Here is a 12,902-nt window from a genome sequence, read left to right as displayed (position 1 = left end):
TATCATGGTGGCGAAGTTCAGTGAAGTGCGGTGGAATAAATCAGTGTTTCCCTAAATAAAATTAGATCGTCGATTACACAATAATGAGATGCGAGTGAAACTGAATCCGCAAGACTTAGAAAAAATATCCACCCTCACCTTAAAGTACTACAACCAGCATGCCGAAGATTTCTTTGCAGGCACACGCAATCACGACGTCAGTCAGAACATCATGTCGTTGCTGTACTACATCGAGGTTAGGCCGCCTTTTAATATATTAGATTTTGGCTGCGGACCGGGGCGAGACCTCAAGGTGTTTTCCAAAATGGGGCACATTGCGGCGGGCTTGGATGGCAGCAAGCGTTTCGCTGCGATGGCGCGCGACTATAGCCGCTGCGAAGTATGGCAGCAGGATTTCCTCAAGCTTGATCTCCCGGCCAAGCACTTCGATGGAGTATTCGCCAATGCCTCACTTTTTCATGTGCCCAGTCAAGCGTTGCCACGCATATTACGTGAGCTGCACACGACGCTGAAACCGGGCGCTGTTCTGTTTAGTTCCAACCCACACGGGCATAACGAAGAAGGATGGAACCACGGACGCTACGGCGTATATTACAATCTCGATACTTGGCGGCGCCTCATGTCAGACGCGGGGTTCACTGAGCTTATCCACTATTACCGCCCCGACAATCTACCGCGAGAACAGCAGCCTTGGCTGGCGAGCGTTTGGCGGCGCAAGTAAAAAAACCCCAGAAAAAATGAAGTGTCTTGGTTTGTATTGCGCCATAATGAATTACATTATTACAAATAATAAAGAGTTAAACGTAGCCATATTTGTGATATTTTCCGCTTGAATTGTCCAAGATGGTTATTGCAATATGGTTATTTAAAATCGGGATTAAACCCAAGGAATTCATATGATCGCCTCCCCCGTGCAGGAAAAAAAAGTAGCAAGTTATACCTCACGTCCGTTTGTTGATCTGTTAGTCAGCATTCTTATTCCCTCCGTTGTTCTGATGAAATTCAGCAGCGAGAATAGTCTTGGTGCGAGTGGTGCTCTGATTATAGCCTTGGCTTTTCCGCTGGTCTGGGGCTTATTTGAGCTTTTGAAATATAAAAAATTCAACTTCATGGCACTTCTTGGCTTGATCAGCACGTTGCTCACAGGTGGTATTGGTTTACTGGCATTGAATACCCAATGGCTGGCAATCAAGGAGGCTGCCATCCCCGGCTTGATTGGTATTGCTGTGCTTCTTTCTACCTATTCACGTTATCCGTTGATCAGGACATTGCTGTATAACCCAGCCGTTATTGATATTGAAAAAATCACACAGAAACTCGTTGAAAATGACAATACTGAGGCCTTCGAAGCCCGTTTATTAAACGCCACCTACCTGCTTGGCGGAACCTTTTTCTTTTCTTCAGGGATGAACTACGTTCTCGCAAAGTGGATTGTTGTCAGTCCTACAGGTAGCGTTGCCTTCAATGAGGAGCTGGGACAATTAACTTTGCTTAGCTACCCGGTGATTGCGATCCCTTCCATGCTCATGATGATGATGATCTTTTATTATTTATGGCGCACTATTTCCAGCCTGACTGGACTTGCTCTGGACGATGTACTCGCATCCAAAAGACATAAAGGTGAAAAACATGATTAGTGTATGGCGTAGTATCTGGGCTTTCATCATGCTGATTTTCGTTATTGTCGCGATTTTTGTGCTAATCGGCGTGCTCGGCCTTATTGTTTTTCCGTCACTCTGGCTCTCTTGATGTCTAGATGACGAACAATGCATTTATGAAATAACGCAAAAGCATACCTAATCCTAATCCAGTAGTGGATTACTATTGATAAATATCGCAAATTCTTCAGCTGGCAACGGATGGCTATAATAATAGCCTTGGATCTCATCGCAGCCTCGAGCACGCAAGAAATCCAGTTGTTCCAACGTTTCCACTCCTTCCGCGATGACCTGTAATTTAAACTGATGGCCTAAGCTAATGATGGAACGCACGATAGCCGCATCATTTTCATCAGTAGCGATGTCACGTACGAAGGATTGGTCCACTTTCAGTCGATCGAGCGGCATTTTCTTCAAGTAGCTAAGGCTAGAATAACCAGTGCCGAAATCATCTATGGCCAATTGCACTCCCAGCTCATGCATCTGGGCTAGGAAAGCCATTGATGCTTGAGCCTCGTTCATCATGACGCCTTCGGTAATTTCCAACTCCAAGTCATTTGGATGCAGCCCCGTTTCTTCTAATACAGCGATGATCATTTGCGCCAGTTGAGGCTGACGCAATTGGCTGATGGATAAATTAATAGATATCGGGAATAAGGACATCCCCTGCCGCCTCCATTCGGCCAGTTGCGCGCAAGCTGTGCGCAGCACCCATTCGCCTATAGGTACAATCTGCCCGGTTTCTTCGGCCACCGGAATGAATTCTGCTGGCGCAACAAAGCCTTTCTCTGGATGTTTCCAGCGGAGTAATGCCTCCGCACCGCACACCATTCCGCTGATCAAGTTCGCCTGGGGCTGATAATGCAACATGAACTCATTGCGCTCCAACGCCAGGCGCATATCATTTTCCATAGAAAACAGTTGATGGGCACGGAAATTCATTTCCGGCGCAAAAAACAGGAAGTTGCTGCGGCCCTCAGCTTTTACACGATACATCGCCACGTCAGCATGCTTGATCAACGTATTGATTTCGTCTTCACTATCCGCATTGTCAGGATAGATACTGATGCCGATGCTGGCATGGGTGGCGATTTGCAGAGTGCCGACATCACAAGGAGTCGTCAGCGCCTTGAGTATCTTGCCAGCCACACGTGCCGCGCCCTTTGCATCAGTCTCACGCAGTAATACGATAAATTCGTCGCCACTGATACGTGACACGGTATCCACCTCACGTACACATTCCTGCAAACGCAGCGCCACTACCTGCAATAATTTGTCACCAACCGCATGCCCCATCGAATCGTTTACATACTTAAAGCGATCAAGATCGATGAATAGCAGTGAAAATTTATGTTTGTCGCGATGTGATTCAGCGATCAACTGTCCGAGACGGTCATGCAGCAAGGTACGGTTGGGCAGACCAGTCAACACATCGAAGTAGGCAAGGGACTGGATGTGCTGCTCAGATTCCTTGCGTTTGGTGATGTCAACCCTGACCGATATGTAACGTACAATCTGCCCGTTCGCATCTTTTAGCGGCACGATAGCGCTATCCACCCAATACAGTGCACCGCTTTTTGCGCGGTTACAAATTTCACCGTGCCAGATGTCACCGCGGGCGATGGTAGCCCACATCTCGACGAAAAAAACGCTTGGATGCATCCCGGAATTAATGATACGGTGGTCATGACCGAGCATCTCCTCTCGGCTATAGCCGCTGATTTCACAAAACTTATCATTGGCCTGAATGATGCGCCCGAAAGGGTCGGCGACGGAAACGAGGGCGTGCTGGTCAATGGCCTGGATATAGCTGATTAACTCTGCGGAACTCTGCTCAGCGGCTTCTTTGGCACGCAGCAGCAAGCTTTGAGTTTCCTTGCGTGCTGTGATGTCGTGGATGAAGGCGCAGAACTCATATTTGCCCTTCTGCTTGACCGGAGATATTGCCAATTCGATGGCAAATTGGTGGCCATCGCGATGCAAGCCTGTTATCTCTAAACGCTTATTCAGTGCAGGTCCCTCGCCGGAAGCCAAAAAATGTTTCAAGCCCTGAATATGCGCATTTCGATACTGCTGCGGGATGATCATATCGTGCAGCATGCGTCCGATGGTTTCTTCCCGGGTCCAGCCAAAAATCTTTTCTGCCTGACCGTTCCAGCCGGTGAGAATGCCTTCGGAATTCATTAACACCACGGCGTCCGGGGCAGCATCAATAATGGTGCGCAATCTCGTATCGATCTCGACCAGCTCCATTTCCTCCAGTTTTTTGCTGGTCACATCCTGAACAACACCCAGCATCTTCAGCGGGGTTCCATCTGTATCGCGTATCATGCCGCCACGTTGGTATAACCAGCGTATCGTGCCATCCGGGCAAATAACTCGATGCTCTACATTGTATCTAGCGCCTTCCTCAACGCAGGCATTCATTGAATTGATCACGTTCTGCCGGTCATCCGGATGTATGTTGCTCAGGAAATCTTCATAAGTACCATTCTGTTTTCCTGTAGGGCAGCAGGCCATGAGGACAGAAATTTGGTTGCACCAATACATTTCGCGAGTGCGAATATCCCAATCCCAAGTGCCGATCTCGCCATAAAACAGACTAAGGCGTAGGCGCTCTTCGCTCTCGATTAATCGTTCATTCATCTTCCGCGCAGTTCGAAGAGCGCGTTCCCGACCCCGTACCAGCAATCCTGTGAGTAGCCCCAGCAATATACTTACGGCTAAGCCAACCACAACGATGGATTGCGCCTTTTCTTTGACCAGCTGTGCCTCAAAGGTGGGGAGAGAGTTAATAACCATTGTCCAGGTGTGGCCAGCAATTTCAAGGCGCTTGGAAGCATGAAAGAGAGAGTCAATCTTGATGCCGTTTTTATTGGTGCTGCCGGCATCATGCATTAGCGTCTTACTCGACATTTCGTCGCCATCGTAGATTTCGATGTCGATGTCAGGAACACGTGCACCGAGAATGCCACGCATAAGATCATCCATCCGAAATAGAGCGCAGACCCAGCCAATAAGATTAGCGCGGCGTTGAGCCAAGGTGGCATATGGCGCACCGTTACTGTAAATGGGCAAATACATCAGAAAACCAGCCTGCGCGCTCTCGCTATTTTCCTGTATCAATTTCGTCTTGCCGGTGATAACTGCTTTATCGTAGTCACGCGCTAGCTCCATTGCGACACGCCGCACCGGATCGGAATACATGTCGTAACCAAAAGTGCGCCGATTACCCTCTGAGAGTGGCTCGATGAAGATGACGGAGGTGGTGGTGTCTCGCTGCCCATCAGGACTAATGGTGTATGCGGGGATGTCTTCCTTGTGGGTGGCGGCAGTGTGTTTGTCTTGCTGTGCCGCAGGAACGATCAGCGAAAAACCCACGCCTTGTATACCAGGGAAGCTCTCCACAATATGTTGAGCGGCGATATAGGCATGGAATTCGTCGCGCTCTACGTTGATGGAAGCGGCGAATAATCCTTGTATGCCCCGCAGCGCTTGTTCATAAGATTGCATGCGTTGTTCAATGCGGTTGCTGGCATCAAGCAAACGGAAATTGAAATCATATTGCAATTCCCGTACAGCTTCGTAGTGTGCATTCTTCCACAACTGATGGGTTACAGCCAAAGAAACAATCACTACCAACCATGGTAGAAATCGGACAGCAGGAGACCATGATAGTAGTTGCTGAATGGGATTAATGCGCGATGCAGTGAATGGGTTCATTACGTTAATAATTTAGCATCAAAAATTTTTGCTTGAAAACTCCATAATTGCAGTGTGACCGAACATAGTTATCCTAACGTGCCTTTAAAAATTTACTTTTTGCATCTCATTAAATAGTCATCTTGAATATTGTTTTACGACAATCTGTAGAAATACTTTAAGGCACTCCATGGTTTCCTGAATGCATATGTACTTCCGTTCTTCATGTGGCCATGGATATGGGACGCGATGCGATTTAGGGTACCTCTGAAATCCAGGTTTCATTCTCTCCAATACATTGAGTTGCTTAAATATATTGACTATTTCAGATAGGTTTTTGCAAAACTCTGAGCTTTTAGAAGCGCACTAAATAAATATCCCGGCATGCCGGGATATTATTCTGACTTTAAATCATATAGTAACTTAGTGCTGCAACGCCTTGATTATATCCTCGACTACCTTTTTGGCATCGCCAAACACCATCATGGTTTTGTCTAAATAGAATAAATCATTGTCCAGTCCAGCATAACCGACAGCCATACTGCGCTTGACCACCAGAACAGTGCGCGCCTTGTGCGCCTCAATGATCGGCATGCCATAAATAGGACAGTTAGGGTCGGTCTTGGCTGCAGGGTTCACCACGTCGTTGGCACCGATAACCAGCACTACATCAGTATCGGCAAATTCGTTATTTATCTCATCCATTTCAAATACTTGATCGTAAGGTACTTCAGCCTCAGCCAGTAACACATTCATATGCCCCGGCATACGTCCGGCCACAGGGTGGATGGCATAACGCACTTTGACGCCTTTCTCGATTAAATGCTCGGCCAATTCGTTGATCGCATGTTGTGCCCGCGCCACCGCTAGACCATAGCCCGGCACGATGATGACGCTATCCGCATTGCCCATCAGGAACGCAGCGTCATCCGCACTACCGCTACGCACCGGCCGTTGTTCGACGTCGCCAGCCCCCCCCACTTCACCATCACCACCGCCAAAGCCACCAAGAATCACATTGAAAAAGGAGCGGTTCATCGCCTTACACATAATGTAAGAGAGAATCGCGCCAGAGCTACCCACTAACGAACCGGCAATAATCAGCATATTATTATTTAGGGTAAAGCCAATGCCCGCCGCCGCCCACCCGGAATAGGAGTTAAGCATGGATACCACTACCGGCATGTCCGCCCCGCCAATCGGCATAATCAGTAATACTCCCAGCGTCAGCGCCAATGCAATCATGATCAGGAATGGCGTCCAGCTTTCCGTAAAAATGAACATGATGCCGAAGGCGATCATCACAACACCCAAAAACAGGTTAAACCAGTGCTGCCCAGCAAAATGCAGCGGCTTGCTGCCAAGTTTGCCGGATAATTTTCCGAAAGCGATGATGGAACCGGTGAATGTAATCGCACCAACAAACGTGCCGATGAATAACTCAATCAAGTTGCTGGCGTGCAGCGGTGAGATGCCGTAAGCAACTGGATTATAAAACGCGGACATGGCGACCAGCACAGCCGCCAGACCGACCAGAGAGTGCATTGCCGCCACCAATTCCGGCATGGCAGTCATTTGAATGCGCCGGGCAACCACCGCACCTACCGCTCCGCCCACGATAATGGCAAACGCAATATAAATCAGGTTCTGAGTGATAGTCAGTGTGGTGAGCACCGCAATGGCCATGCCTATCATGCCAAACATGTTTCCGCGCCGTGCGGAAATTGGAGAACTCAAGCCTTTCAACGCCAGAATGAACAGAACTGCGGCGATCAGATAGGCTAATGCAACAAAATTTGCCGACATAATTTTTCCTTGATTATTTTTTTGTAACTGCCTTGCCTCGCACGTCAGGTGAAGCATAGTGATGCGCAACAAAAAAGTGGGGGGCCATTCACAAATTAATGACTGATATCGCTCCGATTCACCTCTTCGCGTCTGAACATCAGCGTTCTGGACTTATTTACTTTTCTTTTTGAACATGCTCAGCATGCGCTGCGTTACCAGGAAACCACCGAATACATTAATTGCCGCCAGCATAACTGCGACTAACCCCATTACCGTGCCGGCGTCGAGTTGCTCAGGCCCTGCCGCCAGCATGGCGCCGACGATAATAATGCCGCTGATGGCGTTGGTCACTGCCATTAGCGGCGTGTGTAGCGCAGGCGTGACATTCCATACCACGTGATAGCCGACCACCACGGCCAGTACGAATACGGTCAGATTGATAATTACAGGATCAACTGCACTACTCATTTCAAAACTCCTATGTTGAGATTGGCAAGCCTTAACCTTTCCCAGCTCACTTTATGAGGGGAAGGGTTAATATATTTATTTAATAACCACTTCTCCGTCAATACACAACAACGATCCGGCGATAATGTCGTCAGCACGGTTGATGTTCATCTTTCCGCCGCTTTTGGGGTCGCATAGTAAATTCAGGAAATTCAATAAATTGCGTGCATACAAAGCACTGGCATCCGTAGCAACCAAAGCAGGCAGATTGTCTTCGCCCACCAGCGTGATGCCATGCTTAACCACCGTCTTCCCTAACTCGGACAACGGGCAATTGCCGCCTGCCTCAACAGCCATATCCACAATCACGGAACCTGGCTTCATGGATTTGACCATATCTTCAGTTACCAGCACGGGTGCAGGTCTACCCGGAATCAATGCAGTGGTAATGACAATATCGGCTTGTGCCACGCGTTTGGCAACCTCCGCCCTCTGACGTTCCATCCAACTGGCTGGCATAGAGCGGGCATAGCCGCCAACGCCTTGGGCAATCTCCCGCTCCTCATCAGTTTCATAAGGCACATCAATGAATTTGGCACCCAGGGACTCCACTTGCTCTTTCACTGCAGGACGGACATCGGAGGCTTCAATCACCGCACCCATACGCTTGGCAGTGGCGATAGCCTGCAAACCAGCAACACCCACGCCTAATATCACCACGCGCGCAGCCTTCACAGTTCCAGCAGCCGTCATCAACATCGGTATAAACCGTTTATATAAATTAGCCGCCACCAGCACCGCCTTATATCCGGCAATGTTAGCTTGCGAGGACAGAACATCCATAGCTTGCGCGCGTGACGTGCGCGGCAGCTTTTCCATGGCAAAAGCGGTAATACCCTGTTTAGCGTAGGCTGCAACCAAGTCCGCCTGAAAAGGTGACAGCAAGCCGATCAGCACGGTTTGGGCGGCCAGCTTTGCCAGCTCGTCTTCAGTTGGGGCTTTCACCCTAAGCATGATCTCCGCCTGAGCATAAACTTCCGCAGCGCTGACCAAGGTGGCACCTGCCGCCTGATAGTCTGCGTCGGGAATGCTCGCTCCTGCTCCGGCACCCTGCTGCACCATGACTGCATGGCCGGCGGCCAGCATCTTTTTTACCGTTTCTGGCGTCGCCGCGACACGTGTTTCACCTGCGCGCGTTTCCGTAGGAATGCCTATACGCATGAAACATCTCCCATTTTAAAAAGGCCCAAGTATGCCGGGCAGAAGTAATTATTCAAGTCACGCAAACATAATTCCCGTTTCCACTGAAAAAGAAGCCTTGACTGGTCACAGCTTCTCCACTGGGTTGAATTATTAGGGCGAAAGTTTTTTTATGTTGTTTTTTACCATGAACCCATAATCGAATAATTTTATCATCAAGATGTGCCCGTCAACATGTCATCTCGTTCGAGGCAATGTGCTATCCATTGCGCGGTAAGTTTTTCCTGCACGGTATTTTGCTTCAGCCGTGCATTCAAACCGGGGAAATTTACGCAGTCCAGTCTCTGATCCTGGTTGAAACAGGAGAATACGTAGGTCTTTTCCCCAGTCGAAATATCGAAGTGCTCCTGAATGCACTGGCCACAAATCTCTTTCATCATGCATTGCATTGGTGAATTGATGGAACCAAAGGCGTGGTGATCCGGTTTCATATAGGGTTTCAGCTTGTTATGACGGGCCGCCGCAACCGCGGCCATCATCCTGTCTGAACCAATCGCTATGATGCGGTCGACCTGATTCACCGCGATGTCTGGCTGCCCCAATTCGCCGCTGGCGTAGGCTTTGATGGCCTGCACGATGTTACCGACATAAGTTCGGTCTTGGGGACGATTCGGTATAAATCCGGGCGCTTCATCGCTGCACCAAATCACCACATCAGCGGCCATTTCGATGTCTTCCACCTTGTAACGGTCTATCATTTTTTTGTAGCCGGCAAAGTATAGAACTTTAGAGCCGGCGCTACGGAATGCCTTGCCGATGGAAAACAGTACGGCGTTGCCTAAGCCCCCACCAGCCAGCAACACTATTTCCCCCGGAACAATTTCAGTGGGCGTACCAGTTGGCCCCATAAGCACTACCGGTTCACCGGGCTTCAGCATTGTACATAACTGCGACGAACCGCCCATTTCCAACACAATAGTAGAGAGCAAGCCTTGCTCAGCATCAACCCAAGCGCCGGTCAGGGCTAAACCTTCCATGACCATGCGCGTACCCTCGACTTGTGCGGCATGAGTCTCGTAATTCTGCAGACGATAAAATTGCCCCGGTTGAAAGCTGCGCGCCGCGGCAGGGGCTTTGACAATCACCTCTACAATATTGGGGGTCAGACGTACCACTTGATGTATGGTGGCGCGCAGATCGTTGCCCAGGCGTACAAGAAATTCCTGATTATTCTCTTTAGCCGCAGCGGCAACCTGTGATAGTACCTTGCTCAACACCGGGTAACCCTGCTTCGCACTGCCCATGGCTTTGACCACGTTGCCGGAATAAGAAGGATGCAGGTCACCGAAAAAACTAATGAAACGGCCATCATGATACTTGTACTGAAGTACGTGTGCCTTGGCCGGCTTGGCATTGCTACGCTCTGGCCTGACTGGTTCCCCCTGTTCGTCACATGCCTGGAAATAACGTCCATCAAGCTTGAACTGTTCTGGAAACTCGCGTGCCAGCACTGTGTTCGGTTGGGTGCCCGCAGCCACAAAAATGGTACGCGCCGGCAGATGTATTTGCCCGGCTTTCTGCCAGGCTCCCTCGGCATCTAATACTTGGTTCATCACCACCATGGCAGTCGCATCGCCATTCGCATCCACCTCTACACGCACCGGGGTCAAGCCTTCGGCAAAATAAATTCCTTCCTCCAGAGCCTTTTCCACTTCCTCATGATTGAGGGTATATGAAGGGCTGTCGATCAGGCGTTTGCGATAGGCCAAAGTGACGCCCCCCCATGATTTGATAAGTTGAAGGATATTGGGGTTACGTCCTTCGATCGAGGCCATGGCCCGCTCCGCGCGTATAGCCCGAGCATGACTCAAAAATTCGTCGCCTATAATTGTTTCAGCCGTCGACCACATGCTGCGTAATGCCGCCTCACCCTTTTCTGCTACCAGCATTTCATAGCGGCAAAGAAATTTCTCAACTTGCACCGGATAATAGGCTAGTGATTCAGTGGCTGTATCAATTGCGGTCAAGCCACCGCCGATTACCACAACTGGCAAGCGAACTTGCATGTTAGCGATGGAGTCAGGCTTGGCGGCCCCCGTCAATTGCAACGCCATAAGAAAATCCGACGCTGTGCGAACACCGCATGCCATGCCGTTTGGTATATCGAGTAATGTCGGGCGGCCAGCGCCAGCAGCCAGTGCAATATGATCGAAGCCCAACCCAAAAGTACTTTCGGCAGTAATGGTCCCGCCAAAACGCACCCCTCCAAACAGCGCGAACTGTGCGCGCCGCTCAAGTAACAGGCGAATGATTTTAAGGAAATTCTTATCCCATCGAACTGTAATACCATACTCGGCCACCCCGCCAAAACCGGCCATAACCCGATTATCCAACGGCTCCGTCAATGCGCTTGCATCAAAGACTGGACTAAACGCCACTCGATTGCCACCTGCATCCACGCCAGATAAATCGCCCGGCAAGGGCTCGATTTTCAACCCGTCGACACCGACAACAATATGACCGTCGTTCATCAAATGATGTGCTAGCGTAAAACCGGCGGGGCCCATACCGACTACAAGCACACGCTTACCGGTGGCAGCATGCGGATAGGGGCGACGAATATTGAGAGGATTCCACCGGGTGAGCAGGCTGTAAATTTCAAAGCCCCACGGCAGTTCCAGAACGTCCTTCAATGATCGCGTCTCGGACTGCGGAATATTTACCGGCTCCTGCTTTTGATAAATACATGATTTCATGCAGTCATTGCAAATCCGATGACCGGTTGCAGCACACATCGGATTGTCTACAACAATGACAGCCAAAGCACCCAATGCCAGACCGGAAGCTTTAACTTTATGGAATTCTGAAATTTTCTCATCTACAGGGCAACCCGCCAGCGGAATGCCGAAAGCACTTTTCTTAAAAGGAGGGGGAGCACCAGCAACTCCCTCTTTTTCTCGCATCCCGATCGAGCATGAGTCCTTGCCTTGTTCATGGCACCAAATGCAGTAATTGGCTTCACCCAAGGCGCCAGCCAAGTCAGTACCTTTATCCGTAAGGGCAAAACCCTCGCGCTGGCGGAGATGGCTATCCGCGAGACGATGCGCAGTATAGGGAACGTTCTCAACAGGAATGATAGGCACCAAGCGCTGAAAGTCGAGCTTGGCAGGAAGCTTGAACAGCACACCCTGCCCGTGGCGCTTTTTCCCAGCCGTGGTAAGCACCGCCCAAGCCGCGTAACGCATGGCAGTATCAAGCTTATCGATATTTTCTGCCTCAGCATCGAGCCAGTCGTTAACATGACGGGCAAAAAGCAATTCGCTCATTTCACCAGTGATATCGCCGAAAGCCTGTAACAACGCTGCTGCGAGGATATCGCCATCGAAAGCCGCGGCATCAGCTGCCTTGTACTTGTGTATTGCCTTACGCTGCACAAAAATACGTTTGCAGTGGAACAGCGGCGCTAGCTCATGGTGTCGTTCCGCCAATTCGCGTACAGCAATCTGAATATTAAATAGTTGACCCAGAAAATCTTCCAGATGCGGGGCCAGATTAATAATGAGCTGCGATTCTTCCAGATGCGTCATATGGTCTGGTGCATTACGCGCTGCCGCCAGCCTTTCCGCCAGCAATGGTTCGCCTTCAGCAAGTTCGGCCAGGAAACAAGAGTCGATGCGGGGTAATCCATCGTAGCTGTAGAGATCTTCAAATTTCATTCCGAATCCCAGTTTTAAAGCTGGGGGCGGAACTACTCCACTATCAGTGCCGGTGATACGTTGCTGAGAATTTAAGCTTTCCATGCAGTGCAAACTCCTAAATTTATTATGCGCTGTGAATTTAAAGCGGGGAAGTCATATACCCAGCGGCAAGCGAGGCACCTTGCTTACATGCCGACAAAACTTCTGTGCTCTAGTCCCAAGCATATTAAAAAACCCGGCTATACCGGGCAATAATAATTTTTATCAACGTAGGATTATACGATTTTATCTTCGCCACCGCACTGCCATAGCATGAAAAAGTTATAATTCATTGTCTGCAACCTGAATTATTTTATAGGTTCATCCGACTTTCCTATGGGTAGCCTGAACCGGATACAGATCAAGACCG

Annotated in this window: 7 protein-coding genes; 2 read left to right on the top strand and 5 right to left on the bottom strand. The window is 49.6% G+C overall.

Annotated features, from left to right (window positions below; genetic code table 11):
• Window positions 1-94: 94 nt before the first annotated feature.
• Together MJ768_RS12635 and MJ768_RS12630 are read left to right on the top strand one after the other, a co-directional pair.
• Window positions 95-721, top strand: coding sequence for a class I SAM-dependent methyltransferase (locus MJ768_RS12635; protein ID WP_239292241.1), 627 nt, complete (start codon window positions 95-97; stop codon window positions 719-721).
• A gap of 175 nt (window positions 722-896) precedes the next feature.
• Window positions 897-1,637, top strand: coding sequence for a VC0807 family protein (locus MJ768_RS12630; protein ID WP_239292239.1), 741 nt, complete (start codon window positions 897-899; stop codon window positions 1,635-1,637).
• Window positions 1,638-1,802: 165 nt separating this feature from the next.
• Here the strand turns inward: MJ768_RS12630 and MJ768_RS12625 are convergent, their stop codons facing one another.
• From MJ768_RS12625 to MJ768_RS12605, 5 genes are all read right to left on the bottom strand, one after another.
• Entirely contained in the window at window positions 1,803-5,381 is a 3,579-nt protein-coding gene (locus tag MJ768_RS12625) for a bifunctional diguanylate cyclase/phosphodiesterase (RefSeq protein WP_239292238.1), read from the bottom strand.
• A 402-nt stretch (window positions 5,382-5,783) separates the two neighbouring features.
• Window positions 5,784-7,166 (bottom strand): NAD(P)(+) transhydrogenase (Re/Si-specific) subunit beta, encoded by a 1,383-nt coding sequence (locus MJ768_RS12620; protein ID WP_239292237.1) that lies wholly within the window; start codon window positions 7,164-7,166, stop codon window positions 5,784-5,786.
• 153 nt (window positions 7,167-7,319) lie between these two features.
• Complete coding sequence (locus MJ768_RS12615) at window positions 7,320-7,616, bottom strand: NAD(P) transhydrogenase subunit alpha (protein WP_239292236.1); 297 nt, start codon at window positions 7,614-7,616, stop codon at window positions 7,320-7,322.
• Window positions 7,617-7,691: 75 nt separating this feature from the next.
• The gene (locus MJ768_RS12610; protein WP_239292235.1) at window positions 7,692-8,816 is read right to left on the bottom strand and encodes a Re/Si-specific NAD(P)(+) transhydrogenase subunit alpha; all 1,125 of its coding nucleotides are present in this window, start codon (window positions 8,814-8,816) and stop codon (window positions 7,692-7,694) included.
• A gap of 194 nt (window positions 8,817-9,010) precedes the next feature.
• Window positions 9,011-12,595 carry an FAD-dependent oxidoreductase gene (locus tag MJ768_RS12605; RefSeq protein WP_239292234.1) on the bottom strand — a complete coding sequence of 1,195 codons (3,585 nt, stop codon included), beginning with the start codon at window positions 12,593-12,595 and terminating at the stop codon, window positions 9,011-9,013.
• Window positions 12,596-12,902: the final 307 nt, after the last annotated feature.

Source organism: Candidatus Nitrotoga sp. 1052 (assembly GCF_927312905.1).
In the GTDB taxonomy this organism is placed as follows: domain Bacteria; phylum Pseudomonadota; class Gammaproteobacteria; order Burkholderiales; family Gallionellaceae; genus Nitrotoga.
The sequence above is the reverse complement of the archived record's forward strand: the minus strand, read 5'-3'. Positions and strand labels throughout refer to the sequence as shown.

Bases quoted from the DNA above. Each gene is read 5' to 3' on its own strand.
- MJ768_RS12630 (WP_239292239.1), top strand. From the start codon at position 897: ATGATCGCCTCCCCCGTGCAGGAAAAAAAAGTAGCAAGTTATACCTCA.
- MJ768_RS12625 (WP_239292238.1), bottom strand. From the start codon at position 5,381: ATGAACCCATTCACTGCATCGCGCATTAATCCCATTCAGCAACTACTA.
- MJ768_RS12620 (WP_239292237.1), bottom strand. From the start codon at position 7,166: ATGTCGGCAAATTTTGTTGCATTAGCCTATCTGATCGCCGCAGTTCTG.
- MJ768_RS12615 (WP_239292236.1), bottom strand. From the start codon at position 7,616: ATGAGTAGTGCAGTTGATCCTGTAATTATCAATCTGACCGTATTCGTA.
- MJ768_RS12610 (WP_239292235.1), bottom strand. From the start codon at position 8,816: ATGCGTATAGGCATTCCTACGGAAACGCGCGCAGGTGAAACACGTGTC.
- MJ768_RS12605 (WP_239292234.1), bottom strand. From the start codon at position 12,595: ATGGAAAGCTTAAATTCTCAGCAACGTATCACCGGCACTGATAGTGGA.